The sequence below is a fragment of the Sulfidibacter corallicola genome (assembly GCF_017498545.1).
In the GTDB taxonomy this organism is placed as follows: Bacteria; Acidobacteriota; Holophagae; order Acanthopleuribacterales; family Acanthopleuribacteraceae; genus Sulfidibacter; species Sulfidibacter corallicola.
This window is the reverse complement of sequence record NZ_CP071793.1, coordinates 8,708,995-8,729,873: the sequence shown is the minus strand read 5'-3', so window position 1 is coordinate 8,729,873 and position 20,879 is coordinate 8,708,995. Positions and strand designations below refer to the sequence as shown.

At 61.8% G+C, this 20,879-nt stretch carries 11 protein-coding genes; 8 read left to right on the top strand and 3 right to left on the bottom strand.

The features are described from left to right. Nucleotides 1-11 precede the first annotated feature (11 nt). Together J3U87_RS26535 and J3U87_RS26530 are read right to left on the bottom strand one after the other, a co-directional pair. Complete coding sequence (locus tag J3U87_RS26535; protein ID WP_237378809.1) at nucleotides 12-5,696, bottom strand: immunoglobulin domain-containing protein; 5,685 nt, start codon at nucleotides 5,694-5,696, stop codon at nucleotides 12-14. Nucleotides 5,697-5,885: 189 nt separating this feature from the next. Next, nucleotides 5,886-6,464, bottom strand: coding sequence for an NADAR family protein (locus J3U87_RS26530; protein ID WP_420038326.1), 579 nt, complete (start codon nucleotides 6,462-6,464; stop codon nucleotides 5,886-5,888). Between the two features lie 246 nt (nucleotides 6,465-6,710). Here J3U87_RS26530 and J3U87_RS26525 point away from each other — a divergent pair, with 246 nt between their 5' ends. From J3U87_RS26525 to tsaA, 5 genes are all read left to right on the top strand, one after another. After that, nucleotides 6,711-8,162 (top strand): sodium/proline symporter, encoded by a 1,452-nt coding sequence (locus tag J3U87_RS26525; protein WP_237378807.1) that lies wholly within the window; start codon nucleotides 6,711-6,713, stop codon nucleotides 8,160-8,162. Nucleotides 8,163-8,926: 764 nt separating this feature from the next. After that, entirely contained in the window at nucleotides 8,927-9,739 is an 813-nt protein-coding gene (locus tag J3U87_RS26520) for a nucleotidyltransferase domain-containing protein (protein ID WP_237378806.1), read from the top strand. A gap of 198 nt (nucleotides 9,740-9,937) precedes the next feature. Further along, entirely contained in the window at nucleotides 9,938-11,722 is a 1,785-nt protein-coding gene (locus tag J3U87_RS26515; RefSeq protein WP_237378805.1) for a multiheme c-type cytochrome, read from the top strand. A 242-nt stretch (nucleotides 11,723-11,964) separates the two neighbouring features. Next, the gene (locus tag J3U87_RS26510; protein ID WP_237378804.1) at nucleotides 11,965-13,887 is read left to right on the top strand and encodes a CRTAC1 family protein; all 1,923 of its coding nucleotides are present in this window, start codon (nucleotides 11,965-11,967) and stop codon (nucleotides 13,885-13,887) included. A gap of 13 nt (nucleotides 13,888-13,900) precedes the next feature. Next, on the top strand, nucleotides 13,901-14,641 hold the full coding sequence (gene tsaA / locus J3U87_RS26505; protein ID WP_237378803.1) for a tRNA (N6-threonylcarbamoyladenosine(37)-N6)-methyltransferase TrmO: 741 nt from the start codon (nucleotides 13,901-13,903) through the stop codon (nucleotides 14,639-14,641). A 186-nt stretch (nucleotides 14,642-14,827) separates the two neighbouring features. Here tsaA and J3U87_RS26500 read toward each other — a convergent pair whose 3' ends face one another. Next, on the bottom strand, nucleotides 14,828-15,937 hold the full coding sequence (locus J3U87_RS26500; protein WP_237378802.1) for an MltA domain-containing protein: 1,110 nt from the start codon (nucleotides 15,935-15,937) through the stop codon (nucleotides 14,828-14,830). A 1,139-nt stretch (nucleotides 15,938-17,076) separates the two neighbouring features. Between J3U87_RS26500 and J3U87_RS26495 the strand changes: the two genes are divergently transcribed. From J3U87_RS26495 to gntA, 3 genes are all read left to right on the top strand, one after another. Beyond that, a complete protein-coding gene (locus tag J3U87_RS26495) occupies nucleotides 17,077-17,532 on the top strand; it encodes a hypothetical protein (RefSeq protein ID WP_237378801.1) in 456 nt (151 codons plus the stop codon). A 308-nt stretch (nucleotides 17,533-17,840) separates the two neighbouring features. After that, nucleotides 17,841-19,577 carry a sulfatase family protein gene (locus J3U87_RS26490; RefSeq protein WP_237378800.1) on the top strand — a complete coding sequence of 579 codons (1,737 nt, stop codon included), beginning with the start codon at nucleotides 17,841-17,843 and terminating at the stop codon, nucleotides 19,575-19,577. A 449-nt stretch (nucleotides 19,578-20,026) separates the two neighbouring features. After that, on the top strand, nucleotides 20,027-20,854 hold the full coding sequence (gene gntA, locus J3U87_RS26485) for a guanitoxin biosynthesis heme-dependent pre-guanitoxin N-hydroxylase GntA (RefSeq protein ID WP_237378799.1): 828 nt from the start codon (nucleotides 20,027-20,029) through the stop codon (nucleotides 20,852-20,854). Nucleotides 20,855-20,879 lie beyond the last annotated feature (25 nt).

Genomic DNA, 20,879 nt, shown 5'->3' with positions numbered 1-20,879 from the left:
GGGGCCCGCAATCAGGGTCCGAGGTTGATGTACATCAGGTCGCGGACATCGATCAACGCATCTCCCGTCGCGTTGAATTCCGATTCCCGGCGCCAATCGGGCAGCAGCAGGAACAGATCTTCGACATTGTTGAAGCCGTCGCCGTTCAGGTCCGTGCTCCCCGGGTGGACCAGGACGGTGACCAGCCCCACCAAGGATTCCGAAGTGCCGCTGTCGGTCACTTCGATGCGGAAAACGGCCGTTTCGGTGAGGACCGGGTCGAGCACCAGCGCCGCCTCGGTGCCCACCAGCGTGTTGGATACGTGGTCGTACCACTCGAAAGTCGGCACGCCGACAGAGCAGCCCACATCGGCCGTCAAGGTCAACGGGGCCAGGCCCTGGGCCGTGCTTCCCGGCGCCACGCGCAGCTCGAAGACACCGTCCAGGGTGAGCGACGCCGAATCGGACACGACCTGGGGTCCACACCCACCGTCGACGACGCAATCGTAGAGGCCTTCGTCGCCGCTGCCGAGGTTTTGCAGGACCAGAGAGGCCGACGTTTCTCCCGGCAGGTCCAGGCCGTCCAGACGCCATTGGTAGGTCAGGGCACTGCCATCGGCCGCAACGGTGAACTGAGCCGTGCCGCCATCGCAGGAGGATACGTCGGCCGGCTGGCTGGTGATCTGGGTGTCGGGCGAGATCAGGAGCGAAGCGCCGCTCGAGGTGACGGCGGGGCCGCAATCCCCGTCGACCACACAGGTATAGGTGGCGGCATCATCGTTGCCGACGTCGTTCAGGATCAGGGTCGTGTTGGTCGCACCGACGATGTCCTGACCATTCTTGCGCCACTGGTAGGTCAGGCCCTCACCGCTCGCACCGACGTCGAACTGCACGTCGTCGCCAATACAGGCGACTTCGCCGATCGGCTGGGTGTCGATCGCGGTATCGGGACGCAGGCTCAGGTTCGCGGTCGCGCTGGTGATCGGATCGCCGCAGGAGCCGGTGATGACGCAGGTATAGGCTCCCGCGTCGGCGGCTTGCACGTCATCGAGTACCAGGGAGGCGCCCGTCTCACCTGGCAGATCGGCGCCGTCCTTGCGCCATTGGTAACCGAGACCCGCGCCCTCGGCGACGACCGTGAAGGTCGCCGACGCTCCGGCACAGATCTGCACGGCATCGGGCTGATCGGTGATCTGGGTAGCTTCGACCACGTTCACGGCCGCGGCCTGGCTGTCCAAGGTGCCGCAGGTTCCCGTCAGGCGGCAGAAGTAGGAGCCCGCATCGTCGGCAACCGCGCCGGCGATGGACAGCGTCGCACCGGTCTCGCCGTTCAACGCCTGGGCGTCCTTGAACCATTGGTAGGTGAGCCCGTCGCCGGAAGCCGTGACCGAGAGCTGGATGGGATCGCCCAGGCAAACGGTGGCACCCGATGGCTGGTTGGCGATCGCCAGGGCCTGGTTCACCGTCAAGCTGGCCGAGCCGGAGGCCTGGGTGCCGCAGGAACCCGTGACCACGCAGTCGTAACTGCCCGCATCGGCGAGCGCGACCGGGTCGATGGTCAGGGTCGCCGAGGTGGCACCGGCGATATTGACGCCGCCCAAACGCCATTGGAAGCTGCTGGCACCGGTCGCGGCCACGGTGAAGATGGCGGTCTCCCCTTCGCAGCGGACCAATGCCCCCGGTTGTTGGGTGATGTCGACGGAATCGGTGATCTGTAGCGCGACGGCATTGGAGGTCACGTTGCCGCAGTCGCCGTCGATCACGCAGTCGTAATTGGCCGCATCGTTGGCGTCGAGATTGGCGATACTCAGCGTCGAGGCCGTCTGGCCGGCGATATTGGTGCCGTCCTTGCGCCACTGGTAGCTCAGGCCGGAACCGGTCGCGACCACGGTGAACAGGGCCGTATCGCCCTCGCAAAGCGTTTGCGCCTGGGGTTGGGTCGAAATGGCCGTCGTCGGATTGACGGTCACGGCGGCCACGCTGGAGGTGGCGGTACCGCAGGATCCGGTGACCACGCAGTCGTAATTGCCCGCATCGCCGGCGTCCGCGCCCGTGATCGCGTAGCTGGCACTGGTGGCGCCGGAAATGTTCGCCCCGTTCAGGCGCCACTGGTACGTCAGACTGGTGCCGTTGGCGGTTACCGTGAGCGTGGTGTCGTCGCCTTCACAGAGCACGGCGCCGTTGGGCTGGGCCGAAATCGCCGTCGCTTCGTTCACGGTCAGGCTGGCGACGTTGGAGGTCTGGCTGCCACAGGCGCCCGTGACCACGCAGTCGTAGTTGGCCGCATCGCCGGTGTCCGCGCCCGTGATCGAATAGGTCGCCGAGGTGGCCCCGCCGATGTCGACACTGTCCTTGCGCCACTGATAGGTCAATCCCGTGCCGGTCGCGGTCACACTGAAACTGGTATTGTCGCCGGCGCAGACCACGCTCGCCTGGGGCTGCCCGGTGATCGCGGTGAGATCGTCGACGGCGATACTGGCCCCGTTGGAAATCAAGGAGCTACAGGCGCCCGTGACCACGCAGTCATAGGTGCCGGCATCACCGGAACCGGCGCCGACGATCGAGTAGCTTGCCGCGTTGGCCCCGCCGATGTTGATGCCGTTCAGGCGCCACTGGTAGCTCAGGCTCGTGCCCGTGGCGGTGATGGTCAGGGTGGTGTTGGCGCCTTCGCAGACGCTGCCGCTACCGGGATGCGCCGAGATCGCCGTGGCCTCGTTCAAGTTGAGGTTCACCGCGTTGGAGGTAACCGATCCACAAGTTCCGGTGATGACACAGTCGTAACTGCCCACGTCCCCGGCGTCTGCGCCCGTGATCGAATAGGTCGCCGAGGTGGCCCCGCCGATGTCGACCCCGCCCAAACGCCACTGATAGGTCAAGCCGGTACCGGTCGCGGTCACGCTGAAGCTGGTGTTGTCGCCCGGGCATACGGTCACGGCCTGGGGCTGGCTGTTGATGGCCGGTGCTTCGTCGACGACGAGATTCACGGCATTGGAAGTGACCGAGCCGCAATCCCCGGCGACCACGACGTCATATGAGCCCGCATCGCCGGCCTCGGCATCGACGATCGCGTAGGAAGCCGAGGTGGCCCCACCGATGTTGACCCCGCCTTTGCGCCATTGGTAGGTCACGTTGCTGCCCGTGGCCACCACCATCAGGGTGGGATCGTCGCCGGGACACACGGTCGTGCCCGAGGGTTGGTTGGTGATCGCGGTATCGGCGATCAACGACAGCGTCGCGGCGGTGGAGGTCTGGCTGCCGCAGGCACCGGTGACGACACAGTCGTAGCTGCCCGCGTCACCCGCGTCCACACCGGTGATCGAATAGGTCGCCGAGGTGGCCCCGCCGATGTCGACCCCACCTTTGCGCCACTGGTAGGTCAGGCTGGTACCGCTGGCGGTCACCGTAAAGCTGGCGTTGTCGCCGCTGCACACGTTCTGGTTCGAGGGATTCGTATCGACCGAAGTATCGGTGTTCAACGAAAGGACCGCGCCGTTGGAGGTCACCGAATCGCAGGCGTTGGTGATCACGCAGGTGTAGGTCGCGGCATCGGAACCCGATACCGAGCTGAGCATGTAGCTGCTGCTGGTGGCGCCACCGATATCCACACCGTTTTTTCGCCACTGATAACCGAGGCTGTCGCCCGTGGCCGTCACGCTGAAGGTCACGTTGTCGCCCGAGCAGGCCGCTTGGCTGCTCGGTTGGGAGCTGATGGCGGGCGCCGAACAGGCCGAGGAGAGCAGGACGATCTGGGCCAGGTCGCCGAAGTTGGACAACGAAGAATAACCCGAAGTCTGGGAACCGGAAATGTAGGAGCGACCCGAAAACGGGCCTGCGCCGTCCACGGCCGCCGGGAAGGTGGTGCCGGTGTCGTTGATGCGGAGCACCATGGCCCGCGTCGCACCGTCGGGAAAAGACTGCGGCGTGGCGAGCATGAACCGGTTCCAGCCTGCGGTGGCGGCGAAGCCGGTCTCGGAGTGGATCAGGCCGCTGACCGAAGAACCGGCAAACGAGGTGTAGAAGTAAAAATCCACGGTGGCCGGCCCTTCGCGAATGAAGACTTCGAAACCGTCGAGCGTGTCGTGGCCGGTCGTGTTCTCGACATTGAGCGCGGTAAAGGCGGTGTTGCTGCCGAAGCCGACGCCCGAAATGCTGGTCGTGTCGTCATAACGCACGTGGTTGTAGTCGGCCACCGAACCCGGATCGATATCGAGGGTGAAGGCCGCGCGTTTGGAAGCGGCGAAATTGGTGAGCGCCACATTGGTGGCGGTGCCGTCGTTGTCCTTCGAATTCGGGTTGGACGAATCGTTGAAGGTGGTGTTGTTCGTCGAGCCCGGATAGGGATCGCCCGTGTCGCCCTGGTCCGTCTCGCTGTCCAGTTCGGCCAGGCCGTCCGCTTCTTCCAAATCCACCAGTTTGCGGTTCTCGTCGGCATTGGTGGTTTGCGAGGGATCGATGTGCCAGACCATGACGCCGTCACCGGGCAGGCCGCCGTCGTAGTCGGTGCGGTGGCGCGCCGCGATGAGGAAGTACTCGCGCACCTTGTAGGGATCCAGGTTGATGCGGCGCGCGTCAGCGCTGCCCTCGAGCGAGTTCAGGCTCACGCTTGTCTGGGAACTGGTCACGACCGTCGGCGTGAGGAAATCCACCTGTTCCTTGCACCAGGCCATCAGGTGGGCCGGCGTGTCGCCCGAGGCGCCGCCGGTCTGGTTCCAGCTTCCGCTGCCCATCAGGCCCCAGTCGCCGATCCCCTCGGAGCCGCCGGTGATGTCGTACAGGTCGGGCAGGCCGAACATGAGGTGGCCCAACTCGTGGCACATGATCCCGATGGTGGCGCGCCGGCTGGTGGCGCCCACTTCGTGAATCTCGCCGAACATGGTGTAGGGAGACAGGTCGACCGAGTCCAGGGTCGTGGTGCTGAAGGAAGACTTGTGGCCCCACACGCGCGGCGTCGGCGAAGAGGCGCCGCCGAACGAGTTCTCGTAACCGGCCAGGATCAAGACGATCGAGAGTTCCGAGGCGCTGACCGCGCCGTCGGCATCGGTGTCGAACGAACTGTAGTCGATGAAGCTGTTGGCGGCGGTGACCGCATCGATGGCGATCGTGCGCGACGTGCTGGTCGTCTGCCCCGGGTTGGGGTGGTTGTAGCCCAGGGTCACCGAAATCATGCCGTCGTTGCTGGTCCCCTGGGTTTCGCTTGCCGGGGTGACCGTGAAGTTGTTGTAGGAATTCTCGAGGAAGAATTCCTTGACGCTGCCGGTCGCGCCGAAAATAGCCGACTCGAAATCACTGACGCTGTAGGTAAAGGACCGATTCGAAAAAGAGACCAGCAGCACCAGGATCGGCTGGGTCGTGGCCCCTCGGCGGACGACCGCCCAGGGCTCCTCCCGCTCGGTGGGCGCGGGCCGCAGGTGCCGCGGCAGGCGAGAGAGCTCGGTGGCCGGAAGACTGCCCACCACCGAACGCGTGGCGCGCAGGCTGCCGTCGAGGGCCTTTTCCGCGTAGTACCAGGTGTCCTTTTCCTTGACGATCGTGTGACCGTCCAGCGTTTCCATCCAACTGACGTAATAGTTGCCGCGCGATCGTGCCACGAAGGCCGTGCCGTCCGGCTGTTTCAGGGTCACCTCGATCGGCGCGGCGGGACTCGCCGCCCACAAACATGTCGCTGCCTGAAACACAGCCCATAAAAAGATCCAACCACGCATTCCAAATCGTGCCAAACCAGGCCTCCCCCATTTTCTCCGATTACCGTTGGCGACTGGCCGCTGTGTTCCACTATGGAAAAGAAAATGGAAATCTACAGGTACCAGCCCGTTTTGCTGATGGTCTTCCGTGGCGTTTGGTTCTGTTTGGGCGAACCGGGTCCCTTGGTAAATGATTCCCTTTTTACATCGGGCGAACGATAAATTCTACTTAACTCCGGAGCGCAATCTGGCCCGAACTTCCATCAGCGCGAATCCCAAAAGATTCTGGCCGCGCCAGGTTTCGGGGTGGCGGGCGGCCTCGTCGCGTTCGCTCAAACCGATACCCCAAATTCGGTCCTGGGGACTCGCTTCCACCAATACGCGGTGGCCCGTCCCCAAGAGAAAGGCGCCTTCGACGGCGTTCTGGGAGAATTTGGCCACATTGCCGCGGACCACGATGTCGAAACAGGCCGCATCCCAGGTCTGCTGATCGAAACCGGCGACCTCGCGACCCAGCATTTTGGCGTCGCGGGGATGGCCGGCCGCGAGGATTCGTCGCCATTGGGCATCGTCGCCGAACAGCACCGCTTTTTGGGCCATCATCCAGTGTTCCGCGGTTCGATAGTGCACGCCATCGAGGTGGAAACCGGTGTGCCACCATTGGCTGAAACACGCCTTGCCGACCGACCCGTCTCGTGGCGGCGTGTGGCCCCAGAAGAACAGGTACTTGGCCTCGGCGCCTCCGGCCAGGCACGCGATCAGTCGATCTCGGTCGCGCACTCGATCTATGGAAACGGTCACGATCGCCTCCTCGCGGGCATCAGTGTACCGGAATCCCATACCATCCGCAGCACCGATTCTCGAGGCCGGCGGCCACGCCACACCCGGGTCGCCGGGAAACCCGGGTTGTCTCCCGAAAGTGGGCCACCGCCCGATCCCTCGCCAAGGGACGCTACCCCCGCCGCCACCGTCCCTTTTGCCCGGTGCTCGTGGTAGAGTGTGCACAAAGCTGCAGATTCAGCGCTTTCGATACACCGAGGTTCCCCATAGATGAGCCGAGAACAAGCCGTATTGGGCACTCTGATCCTTTATAAATTGGTTCTGATCGCGATTGGTGTCTGGGCCAATCGACGCACGCGCAGTACGGCCGATTTCTACTTGGCGGGCAGGGGTCTCGGCCCTTGGGTGGCCGCCATCAGCGCGTCCGCCAGCTCCTCCTCCGCCTGGTCCCTGCTGGGCGTCAGCGGTGCGGCCTACGCCTGGGGATTCAGTGCGTTCTGGCTTTTCCCCGCCGTGCTCTCGGGCTACCTGTTCAACTGGCTCTGGCTGGCGCCGCGCCTGCGCCGCCTGAGCCTCGCCGACAACACCATCACGCTGACCGAATGGTTGGTGGGTGCCGACAATCCCAAACGCCAGATGACCAGCACCTTCTCGACGCTCATCATCGTGTTCTCGTTTTCCTTCTACATCGCCAGCCAGTTCCAGGCCTCGGGCGACACCTTCGCCACCACCTTCGGGCTCGACATCCAGACCAGCATCCTGATCGGCGGCGCCATCATCCTGTTCTACACCCTCCTCGGCGGATTTTGGGCGGTCAGCATCACCGACACGCTGCAGGGTCTCTTGATGGTGACCAGTGCCCTGGTGCTGCCCATCATGGCGTTGTGGGAAGTGGGTGGTCCCGCCGAACTGTGGCGGACGCTCGGCCAATCCCAACCGGAAAATTATTTCAGCCTAGTGGGTCCCAACGCGGGTTTTGCCGCGGTCGGCTTTGTCGCCGGGACCTTGGGCATCGGCATGGGATACCCGGGCCAGCCGCACGTGGTGAACCGTTTCATGGCCCTGCGCGACGAGGCCGCCCTCAACAAGGCCAAGGTGATCGCCTTGAGCTGGGGTACCATCGTGTTTTTGGGCATGCTGGTGGTGGGCTGGTGCGGCCGCGCCCTGTTTCCCGTCACCGACAACAACGAACAGATCCTGTTCAGCATCGCCAACAACCTGTTTCCACCGGCCATCGCCGGAGTGATGATCGCGGCGATTCTCTCGGCGATCATGTCGACGGCCGACAGTCAGCTCCTGGTGGCCTCCTCTTCCCTATCCCACGATCTCCGCCAAGAACGGGCCGAAACGGAATCGATTTGGATCTCGCGAACCGCGGTCACGGGAATCTGCCTGGTGTCGGTGATGTTGGCGCTGTTCGCACCGGAAAAGATCTTCTCGCGCGTGCTGTTCGCCTGGTCGGCGTTGGGTTCGGCCTTCGGGCCGGCGCTGATCGTCAAGGTGGCGGGTTACCGCATCCGCCATCAGTGGCTCTTGGCCTCGCTGGCCGCGGGCTTCTTTCTGACGGTCTTTTTCAATGGCCTGGAAACCCAACCGCCAGGCAAGTGGCCGGAGCGACTGGTTCCCTTCGCGATGGCGCTCCTCTTCGCCTGGCTGGGTCGGGACAAATCGGTTCCGCGCGAGCCCGTGCTCCGGTCGGAGAATGCCGATCCTGCTCGCTGAGCGCCTAGTCTCCAGTCCACTAAATACACGAAAAAAACACGAAAAAGATCCTCCCGGTAGGGCCTGCCCAGTGAGCCAATCACTTCGTCGATGGGTTTCAGGAACACATTCTTCTGTTTCTCAGCGTGGTTGATCCGAGAACTGGATCGTTGCCCGAAAGGCCTACGGATTCGATTCCCGTGTGGCTTCCGGTCACTGGCGACATTTGATGATTTGTCCACGGATCACACAGATCCACACGGATTCAAACACGGCCATTCCGTTCGAGACCTGTTGCGTAGTTTTTCCCGGAACCGAACCCAAACCCACTTGGTTCAAGACGACCAATACATCTACATAAGTAATAGTGCTTTTTTAACTAACAATTCGATCTCTTCCCAAAACACCTGTCGTGCGCCACCCATGGGTCCGGTCTATTCGTGTCTACCCGAATGATTCGTGGGCAAACGGGAAATGTCGATCGCGAACCACCACGGGGCGGGACCCACCGTTCCCTTATTCTCCAAGCCTTCCGGATCGTGTTTGGTTCCCGGGAAAGAACCCCCTGCGGTTCGCGAGGATGACACAACGTCGTGCCCGATCAAGGAACATTCTGAAATGAAAAACATAGAAATGGATTCAGCAAGTCCTTCGCTCGAACCCCTCGAAGGTAAACGGGGCATCATTGGGCGGGCCATGCCGGGCGTGTCTTTTTCGTGTCCTTTCGTGTTTTTAGTGGACATGTGGCTGCAAATTGAGCAGGATGGCAGCAAAAAGGCCACACCATGGATCAAACATTCCAACTACCGGAACCCATCGAAACCTTTTTGGCTACCGCACTGCCCCGCATGCGCTCCGAACCGACCCTGGCGGGCGTGGCGGCTGGCGGCTCCTTCATCGAAAAACGGCTCGACCCCTATTCCGACATCGACCTGGTGGTGGTCGCCAAAGACGCGGCCTATGCCGAGCTCTTCGAACGGCGATTCCAATTCGCCGAGGAACTGGGCGACCTGGTCAACGCCTTCACCGGCGAGCACGTGGGCGAACCACGACTGTTGATCTGCCTTTACGGCGACCACCCGCTGCACGTGGACCTGAAGTTCGTGAACCTGACCGATTTCACCGATCGGGTCGAAGATCCCGTCATTCTCTGGGAACGCGACGGATTGCTGAGCGAAACCGTGGCGGCCCATCCCGGCCGGTTCCCGCCCTACGATGCGGAATGGGTGGAGGCCCGCATCTGGACCTGGGTCCACTACGGGGCGACCAAGCTGGGTCGCGGTGAGTTTTTCGAAGTGCTGGACATGTTGGCGTTCCTACGGGTCCAGGTGCTGGGCCCGCTCAGCAAGGTGGTCGACGGCCAATTGCCGCGCGGCGTGCGCCGGTTGGAGCAAGACCAACCCGATCGGGTGGCGGCGTTCCTGACCACGGTACCGACCTCGGTCACCTTCGACGACCTGGCCGAGTCCCTGTCGTCCGCGGCCGATCTCTACGCGGCGTTGCGGGCCAAGCTGACGGTGGCGCCGACCAACATGCGCGAGCGGCCGGAACGGGTCGCCAGAACCTACCTCGCCCGCATTCGGCGGGAACACGCCTGATCGGGTCGCCTCGAGCCATGGGCGGTGGTGGATCCGGAAACGTCGAAAAACCGAACACAAACCGTTGTGGGAAGGGACATTCCATTCAGGTCAAATCTGGTCATAATCGGCGCTTGCGGTTATACTTAGGGACCCTCTTCATCAAGGAAGCGCCGATGATGTGCCGTCCTGAAACCGTCCAACGCGAGGATTTTTCACGTGAAGTTGACTCGTATCGTTTTTTTACTCCCTACTCTATTTTTCTCTCCCACATTTTCGCCACTTTTCGCACAACTCCAAGGAACCGTCGTTGACAGCGCCACCCAGGCACCGATCGCCAACGCCCAAATCCGCATTCAGGGTCGTGCCGCCACCGTGCTGACCGACGACGGTGGTTTCTTCCGCCTCGAAGACACCACCGAATTTCCCTTTTTCCTGGCGGCCGGAGCCCACACTTATTACAACGGCACCGTGTTGATCAACGGCAAAGACGACACGACGGGCATTCTGTTCGAACTGGAACCCGTCGATCTGACCGTCACCCCCGACCACGCCTTGAACGCACCCACCGAGTGCCAAACATGTCATCCCGACCAGTACGACCAGTGGCGCGGATCGCCGATGGCGAACACGGGCCTGAACGCCTGGGTCTTCGACGTGTTGGACGGCCAGGCGACCGCGGGCGGCATGAACGGCTTCGTCTACAAGCGCGACGGCAAACACCGCGACATGAAGCCCAACTCTGAATGCTCGGCCTGCCACTCTCCCATCCACTGGCTGACCGACATCGAAACGGCGGGCATGGGCGACTTCCACAATCCCAACCAGGACATGCTGGACGGGGTGCAATGCGAGGTCTGTCACCGCGCGTTGGACGTCGACCTCGAAAAGATCAACTGGCCCGGCGTGTTTCCCGAGGCCTTCACCTTCCTGCGCGGCCCGCAACGCATCGAGTTCGGCCTACTGGGCGATGTGGACTACAACACCTTCATCATGCGGGCCGGGTACAACCCGCAATTGCGCGACCGGGTCTGTGCCGCCTGCCACGAGGACAACACCGACCACGACGCCGACGACGATTACGAAGACCCCGGCAGCGTCCCCCACGAAACGTCCTTTTCGGAATACCAGATCTACCGTTCGGTGGTCGGCGAGGAAAACGCGCGAACCTGTGTGGATTGCCACATGCCGGCGACCGATGCCGACACCTTCTGCCTGTTCGGCACCGTCGAACGGTCGCCGGGTACCATTCGCGACCACGACATCCGTGGCACGACGCCCGAATATCTCGAGAACGCGGTCACCATGAACACCGAGGTCGCCCTGGAACGCGGCATCCTGAACGTCGACGTGTCGATCACCAACGACAAGGCGGGCCACGCGGTGCCCACCGGCGTGATGATCCGCAACATGATCCTGTTGGTGGAAGCCTTCGACAGCGGCGATCAGGCCCTGGTCCAACTCTCGGGCGACGTGGTCGACGTCATCGGCGGCAGCGGCGATCCAGATCAGGGTTTCTATGCCGGTCTGCCCGGCAAGAGTTTCTACAAGAACATGGCCGATGGCGAAAACCAGCGGGTGTTCTACACCGAAGCCGATCGCATCGCCGAGGATACGCGCATCATGCCGGGCGAAACCTATCAAGACCGCTTCCGCTTCGAACTGCCCCACACGGGTCAGGCGGGCGCCGAGGTGGATCTCGATGTGCGCCTGATCTACCGGCGCTCCTTCTTCGAACTGACCCACCAGAAGGGTTGGACCGAAACCGGTCTCGGCCTGCCCCTGGCCGACATCGCGCCGCCCCATTACGGCCACCTGATGGAGCGCTTCGAGACACAGGTGGACGCGTGTACCTGGAAGGACTCCGACGGTCAACCCGGCATCGATCAAGGCGATCTGCACACCTTGACCGGACATTGGCAGGAACCCGCCCCGTGGGGCAACGAAGACGACGGCGCCCACATCGATGTGCGCCACATGACCGCGGTGGTCAACTGTTACTGACGATCCCAGGCCTTCTCAACGGTTTTTCCAATCCCCAACGGTGTGCCGACACCACCCACCTCCACTTCGATCACCCATGTACGGCCGCGGGCGATGCGGCCGTCATCGCGACTCCCCAGCCTTCCGATCCATCCATGTACACCACGAAACCGAACGCTGGATCGGCTCCATATATTTTTTGATCATATCTGGCAAACCACAGCTTATGCCCTTCTACCTATCGTGTTTTTCTCGAGGTCATGATGAAAGTTATTCGAGTGTGTTCCGCGTTGTGTGTCAGCCTTGTGTTTTGCGCACTGTATGCCCAGGAATGGGAACGGTTCGAGCAGAAACTGACCGGCTCCACCATTTCCTTCAACAACAAGCACGGCCATTCATGGGCCGATGTGGACGGTGACGGCGATTTCGACCTGTTCACCAACGGCTCGCGCAGGCTGTGGCTCAACAAAATTCACGAAGGAGAAGGGTTCGTGAGGGCCGACGAATTGATTCCGTCGCTTTCCGGCAGCGGCTGGGCGGCCTGCTTCGCCGACTTCGACAACGACGGCGACCTGGATATTTTTTGCGGCAACACCGGCGAGGATTTTCTGCTCGAGAACCGGTTGCCCGAACCGTTCGTCAACGTGGGCCCCGACTACCAACTCACCGATCCCCGGTGGTGCCAATCGGTGAATTGGGCCGACTACAACGCGGACGGCCGGTTGGACATCTACATCACCCACGAGACGCCCGATGGAGACGGCCCACACCGGTTTTACGAAAGCGACTACCCGAACCCGTTCATCAAGCGCTTTCCCACCACGATCAACGCACCCGACGATTTCGGTCTGGCCGACAAGAACTCCCACGCCTACGGCCTGGCCTGGGCCGACATCGATATCGACGGCGACCTGGACGTGGTGACCTCGGCCTGCGGCTTCTCGAACACCATTCCCGGCCAGAACCCGCACAACAAGGTCTACCGCAACAAGGCCCCGGAGATCGGGTTCGAAGACGTATCGCTCTCGGCCGGCCTGGTGGACGAGTCCGAAATGTCCAACGGTTCCGACGCCTACTGGGCGATTCTCTTCGACAACAACGGCGACGCCCTGCCGGACCTCTTCATCGGCGACAACAACACCAATCACCGAATGTGGAACAACGTCTCCGGCCCGAACGACATCCGACTCGACCAGGTGGACGCCCTGGGCAGCATTTCCACGACCGGCGCCTTCATCAAGGGTGCCGCGGCCGGTGACTTCGACAACGACGGCGACCTGGACCTGTACACGGCCACCGAGGGCTTGCTGGTCAACGACGGTACCGGCAACTACCACTTGCAGAGTGGGGCGCTCCCGCGCGGCAGCGGTGACGCCAGTTGGGTCGATTTCGACATGGACGGCCAGTTGGACCTGTTCAATTTCGACGACTTGTTCCGCAACCCGGGCAACCCCAACAATCACTGGATCGCGATCGAATTGGAAGGCGACCCCAAAAAGGGCACGACGCGCGATGCCTTCCACGTCAAGATTCAGCTCACCGCCAACGGCATCGTACAGCATCGCGAGCACCGGTTCATGGTGGGCACCTATTCCCAGCACGTGCTGCCCACCCATTTCGGATTGGGCGATGCGGAGATCGTGGACGAGATCCGCATCATTTGGCACAACGGCGAACCGCCCACCGTGCTGACCGACATCCCGGTCGATCGCTACATTCGGATTCGCCAGGACGCCGACTGTTCGGACACCGTGACGCGCACGGCCGCCGAAACCCACTATGTCTGCCAGGGTGACGTGCTGACCCTGTCGGCGGAGACCGAGAGTGAGGAACCGCTGCAGTGGCAGGTCATCTCCGGGCCGGACATGAGTCTGCACCAGTTCGACACCACCACCGGCACCAGCGTTCAGTTCACGGCCGCTCGAGCCGGGGCCTACACCCTCGGCGTCTCGCTCGCGGGGTGCCCCCAGACCACCCGCACCTTCGTGACCCTGGACAGCGACTTCGACGAGAACGGCCTCTACGGTGCCGGCGACCTGTTCGTCGCGGTTTCGGGCTGGGGCACGGACGAACGGGAGAATTACGAGCGCAACGGTGACGGGAACCACGACATCTTGGACCTGATGTCGTTGTGCGAATCGGCCGAAAGCGCCGATGCCCCGACGCTGGCGCGCCTGCGGCCGTAGCGGGAGGCCCGGGGTGTTGTGGCAACCGATCGGCGTCGTTCACTCGTGTTTCCGCGAGAAGTTCGGCATTCCCCGACAACCGGGTCTGGCACCCCATGCCCGTGCCTGGATCGAAATGGACCCACCCTACGACGATCCCGATGCCTTTCGCGGCCTCGAAGCGTTCTCCCACCTTTGGGTGGCCTGGGTGTTCCACCAGAACAAGGCCACGCGTTGGTCGCCCCTGGTGCGCCCGCCTCGCCTGGGCGGAAACGCCAAGAAGGGAGTGTTCGCCACGCGATCGCCCTACCGGCCCAATCCGTTGGGGCTCTCGGTGGTCGAGTTGGTCGACATTCAGCAGGAAGCGGGATCGGTTCGCCTGTTGATTCGGGGTGCCGACATGGTGGACGGCACACCCGTGATCGATATCAAACCCTATATCCCCTATGCCGATGCCCTGCCCGAGGCTTTGGCCGATTTCGCGGCCGAGCCGCCGCGGCCCAGGCTTCGGGTGACCTTCAGCGAACATGCGTTGGATCAGCTTCGGCACATCGACGGCGATTCCTATCCCGACCTGGATCGGCTGATCGTGGACGTATTGGCCGGCGACCCACGACCGGCCTATCGCGCCAAGGAGGCCGACGGCGAATTCGCGATGCGGCTCTACCAGTGGGACGTCAAATGGCGCATCGAGGGAGATCGGGTCGAGGTACTGGCCTTGGAACCGATGCCGCACCGCACCCCCGAGCGGGGAAAGGTCGGCGACTCCCCCTGAGCCGGTGTGGACATGCAGGTCCTCACCAGGTCATACCGATGCGAGGTGTCCGCAGGTTCGAGGCAGATGGCGTGCCGGTTTGTCGGCCCGGCGGGCTTACCACCCCAGCCCAGCCTCCCACCCTGATTCCCTCCTTGGGATGCGGGAATCGCGGAGATAGCCACTCCGGGTGCAGGCAGGCTTCGCTCAGCTTCCGGGCTTTTTCAGCACCAGAAAAAATACCTCGCCTCGTTTGTCCTTCAGGCGTCCGGCCAAGGCTTCCGCTTCGTCGCCCGCACCCATGAAGACGTCGATATGGTTTTCGCGAATGGCCCCGCCGGTATCCTGATCCAGCACGAAGCCCGAAAAGGGCTGTGGCGGTCCCTGGCTCTGGTGCTGCATGCCTCGAATGAACGCCAGCCCACCGCCGGGAAACAGCTTCTTGTCCGTGGCGATACTGCGCCGCGTCGTGACCGGGAACCCCAGGGATCCGTGTGGGAACAATTCGGGCCGCAAATCGCGGTGCGTCACCCCGTCGCTTTGGTAGAACACATAACTCTCGTTTTGGAAACAATAGCGCGCGATGTCGTCGGGGTTGTCGCGAAAATAGGCCGTCAGGGCCTGCATGCTCATGTTTTCGCGTGGGATGATGCCGTCCTCGATCAACAACCTGCCCACCGAGACGTAGGGCCGCCCGTTCTTGCCGGCATAGTCCAACTTGAGGTAACCGCCGTCCGGCAGTTGCACGAAACCACCACCCTGAATTTGGAACACGAAGTTGTCCCAATAACTCGCGAGGTAGACCAATTCCAGATTGCGCCCCGCCAACACACGATCCTGGTCGATGTCGGCCCGCGAGAAGTAGGGCACGATTTGGCGCTTGCCGTCCAATCGTGCCATCAACCGATCGCCCCGCATGGCCGGCCCCGGCTGCACGAATTTGGGATCGAAGAGATCGAGGCGAATCGCCAGCAGGTCGGCGGGCTTGCGGTAGAGCGGATACCGATAGATGCCCTCCAGGCGTCGCGAGCCCTGGAAGACCGGCGCGTAATAGCCGGTGAACAAGATGTCGGGGCGACCGTCCCAATGCCAGTGGTAGAGATCGAATTCGGCCTGCAGGGCGCTTCGCAACGCGGCCCAGTTCCCGTAGTGGCGCAGCCACAGCTCCTGGAAACGGGTCAACGATGCGAGCATGTCCTCGGAGGAATAGGTCGTCTGGCCGAACTGCCAGCGTCGATCGGCGCCCGACCGCTCCAGCCAGGTCATTTGATAGGCCAATGCGGCCAACATGCTTTCGCGCGTGTGGCCATCGACCATGTCGGGCCATGCCTGGGGTGCCAGCCGAACGAACTCGGTGCCCGTGGGCGGAGGCGGTGGTGGTGGCGGCGGAGCGGGTCCACGACCACAACTCACCAAACAGGCGAATAGCGCCGTGCAAAGAAGGGTCGCCCTATTGAACAAGGATGGAAACCGCGAAAACGACAACGGCATGGCACAACTCCCGAGAGGTCGAATGGGGTTGGTGAAATCACTTGGGGACCGCGACTTGCGGAGTGGCCGTCGGTACACGAGACTATCAGGAGAGCCCAAAACTGGCGGCCGGTTTGGATGCAAACGTTTGGCTAACCTTAACACTAAGTCGATCCATTTCTTGGCGCGATCTTTCTCCAAAGATACCGGGGAACCTGTCGCGGCGCAGGCGTGAACCTTGACTCCGCTAGAGGTCACGCCCCCCGCATCCATCACAAACCGCAGATGTTCCGAAACCCGAGGGCCAGGTCGAACCACTACCCATTGTCGATGGGCATCACGTCTCGGTTGTGGGATGACGGTGAACCGCACCCCGATCCCCACACCGAAGTTCCACGCGGAAACCCCGATGCCCAATCGCCAAAACCCAGGATGGAAAGCGTTTCGATTCAGGACGGCGCCATTTCTTCACGAGCGTCGTGTGAGAGAAAACCCCGATGCCACAGGCGATTTCACACCTCCCGGGAAAAAGTTTAAGTTTTGGGGAACCAAACCCGACGAAAGATTCAAATGACAATGTCCCTTCGAGGCATCATCACGGCCTCCACCAATCCTAGAAGCTGAACACCCTGATCCCGCGACCCGGTTCCTTGCCCTTTGACGCCGATCGACATGTTCCCGGCACCGTGAATGGCTCCATTTAAGATTGACGAGGCTTGATGTGATGAAAGATTGGTTTCGCAGTTTGAAACACCTTATTGTTCCAGCCACCGCTGAAGATGCCGACCGTTATGCGGTCTATCAACTGCAGCAACCGCGCGATTCCTGGTTGTGGCGACTTTTCGCCGCGCGCGGACCCGAACGCCGTCGGCCCAAAACCGCCGAGGTCGCCGTACCCGTTTCTCGACATCCACGTGCTCACCAAAACCGGTCTCACTGAGGCCCCATCGCTTTCAAGGCGGGCATCCATGTTCAAATGTGTGCTTGTGGCATTTTTGATCCTTTCGGTCCAGGTCCTGGCCGGTGAGCCGGAGACCAAACCCGAAAAGGCTCCCGAGAAAACCCAAGAACACCAGACTACACCCGCCGCGAAAGCCGCCGAAAAAGGTGAAGCCAACGCCGCCGCATCCGGCGGGTACGTCGTCCAATTGGATGCCGCTCGCGGCACGCCGGTGGAAGATCCGGTCCTGTCGCCGGACATCCAGGCGGGCCTGGCCGAGCTGATCAACACCTCGACCGAAGGACTGGTGGAACAACGCCATCCGAACGGCACCGTCACCGTGGATTTGCAGGGCCGTTTTCAATCGGCCATGGTCGCGACCATCGGCAAGGATGGCAAGGTCGTGGCTCGGTGTTATTCGAAAGACCCCGAGCACCGCTGCGCCCTTAACCATTCCGAACCCGCTCCCCCAAAGCCAGAAGATTCCAAAAAGAAGCCTTGATTCTCTCAGGCCCCGGGCGCTCAAGGACGAACGCTTCGGGTTGCCAAAGGTATTCAGCAGCCCCGTCGGTGTTTACCGGCGGGGTTTTGCTTTTTCCGGTATTTGATTGGGAGAAGATGAAAGTCCGCATTGAAACGGACGGATTTTTCATATTGTCGCTCTTCTTCGGAGTAGGTGTTGTTTTTCGGGATAAGCATATCTACTATAAATAAAACCTTGTCTTTTTTCCCCGTTATCAATCCTTTTCGAGTACCGCCGGTATCCATCCGGGAGATTTGGGTACCGGTCCGTCTTTCAGGAGATCAACCATGTCGTTTCACGGAAAGCGTCCTAACTTCCTGATCATCACTACCGACGAGCAGCGGTTCCCGCCACCTTACGAGAATCCGGATGCCGCCGCCTGGCGGACGGCGAATCTCAAGGGCCAAGAGCGCATCGCCTCCCGCGGCATGTCCTTCCAGCGTCACTACACCGGCAGTACGGCCTGCGCGCCCAGCCGCACCACGATCTACACCGGCCAGTACCCCTCATTGCACGGCGTTTCCCAAACGCCGGGAATCGGCAAGAGCAGCTTCGATCAGAACATGTTCTGGTTGAAGCCGGACACCGTACCCACCTTGGGTGCCTGGTTTCGTGCCGCCGGGTACCAAACCCATTGGCGCGGCAAGTGGCACCTCAGCTATGCGGACATCGACGTGCCGGGAACCCAAACCGCCTTGTTGAGCAACGACAACAACGGCGAATCCTATCCAGACCGAGTGGAGTTGTACCGCGAAGCGAATCGGCTGGAACCATACGGTTTCAAGGGTTGGATCGGCCCCGAACCGCACGGTAAGAGCCAAGCCAACGACGGCACCAACCGAGATCCTGGCTTCGCCGACCAGTCCATACGCCTGCTGAAGGAGCTGGATCAGGCCTATCGCGCCAACCCGGACGGGCAGGAACCGTTCCTGGCGGTGTGCAGTTTCGTCAATCCCCACGACATCGTGTTTTCGGGACATCTGTTACAGAATTGGTTCTCCGGATTCCAGGCCGCGCTCGAAGCCGGGTCCCTGCCCAAGGTGACGCCGCCCCCGACCGCCAATGAATCGCTGCAGACCAAACCCAGATGCCAACAGGACTACATCTACCTCTATCCGAGAATGTACCTGCCGCAAGCGACGGACGAAACGTACCGCCAGTTCTACTACTACCTGATGGGCGAGGTCGACAAGCACATCGACTCGGTCTATTCCTGCCTGGAATCCTGCTCCTTTTTCGAGGACACCATCGTGGTGTTCACCTCCGATCACGGCGAGATGTTGGGTGCACACGGCGGCGCACACCAGAAGTGGTACAGCGCCTACGACGAGATCCTGCGGGTGCCCTTCACCATTTCGAATCCGCAGCTCTACGCCACCCCGAAAACCTGCGATACGTTGACCAGCCACCTGGACCTGTTGCCCACCCTGCTGGGCCTGGCCGGCGCCGACACGGAGGCGCTGCTCCGCAAACTGCGCATCTCCCACTCGGAAGCCCATCCGCTGGTGGGTCGGGACCTGAGTTCGTGGATCGTGGACGGCAATGCGCCTCCTGACGGCGTGCTCTACTTCATGACCGACGACAACGTGGAAAACGGCTCCCAAATGTGGAACCCGATCACCCAACAACCCTACAACAGCGTGGTTCAACCCAATCACCTGGAGACGGTGATCGCCAACATCGCCACGCCCGACGGGAGCTCGTTGTGGAAGTACACGCGCTACTTCGACAATCCGCGTTTTTACGACACCACCGTGAAGAAGGCGCCGATCGTGGGTGCCGGCAACCCGGACGGGGTCGTCACCGCCGAAGGCATTCCGCCCGAGTTCGAGGCCTACAATCTCAGTGAAGATCCGCTGGAGGAACACAACCTGATGTCGCCGCACTGCGAGAAGCGCATCTCACCGGAGATTCTCGGGCAGCTCGAAACGCTTCTGAACGAGCAGCGCAAACAAAAACGCCTGCACCCGCAAACCACCAATCAGGATGCCGGCGAGGAAACGGTCGCACCCTGGCGGGATTGAGACCGACCGAAGGAAGGAATGCCGGTGCCCTACCGGCATTCCCTCGAGCGGAGTCCGGAGTGCGATCGGACCGGAAACCCGGCGATGGATCGGACCAACCTCGTGAGTGGCGCCAAACAGGACCCCCGTTTGGCGCCGTTCAGGTTGTCCTGGAAAGTTGACATCGGAAACATTCTTGACGCTTGAACTTTGCCGGCGAGCTGAGTAAAGTGGGTACCAGATTTCGAACCCAAGATGGGTGATGTCGAACGAAAGGACCTCCGTTCGACGAACGTCGACCGCTCGCCAAAACGGGTGGGGTCGCGCGGCCAGCCCTCCTACGAATCCCTGTGCCTCGAGGCGTCGGTGTGCGTTCACGCACCTTCTCGGGTCGAATCGTACATTTGCTGGATTCCTCGAGGACGCGCCTAGTTCGCTCCCACTTCGATCCCATGGGTGGAGGTTCCGAAGTGCTTTCCGAACTCGATTTCAAGGAAATATGTTACGGATCTCCCGATGGTTCGGGACATTTGGTGAACCATCTGACCGGAGAGCCCATTTCGCCCTTGGTTCAATTCGTTCACGCGCAGTTCCGGAACATGGTACTGCTGCCGGAGTTTTCCTGCGTGGGGGCCAAGGCCGCCATCAACAGCAACGCCTACCGGTTCGCCCTCTATCGCGAGATGGGTTCCGCGGAAGCCACCGAGGGACTGATGCGCGACCTGGCGCTGTTTGTCAAGGATCAGGAGAGTTTGGGCGACATGAACACCTTCATCGCCGCCTTCGATCGCCCGCACCCCACCGGCGAAGAACATTTCGAAAGGATGATGTGGGACCAGCTCCAGAAGCTGCACGACGGCGATCCGGTCGCTTGGGATTCCCAGGTCAGCGACAACCCCGACGATCCCCACTTCTCCTACAGCTTTTTCGGGCGCGCCTTCTTCGTGGTCGGCCTGCATCCGGCGGCCTCGCGCTATGCGCGCCGGTTCGCCTATCCCCTGTTGGTTTTCAACGCGCATTTCATGTTCGAGGGCCTGCGCGAAAAAGGACGGTTCGAACGGTTCCAACAGGTCATTCGCGGAAAAGAGATTCATATTCAGGACAGCATCAATCCCAATCTCTCCAATTTCGGGGAAGGCTCGGACGCGGTTCAATATTCGGGTCGGCCCGTGGGCGACCAATGGCAGTGTCCCTTGCAGGTCAAGAACTCGAATACGGAACCGTCGGAAGACGAGGGAGATGCAGCGGCAGGCGACGCCCCCCAGCCGCCCGTTCCTCCCGAAAAACCGGAAACCTGAGCCGCCTCGGCCTACGCCCGAAGCA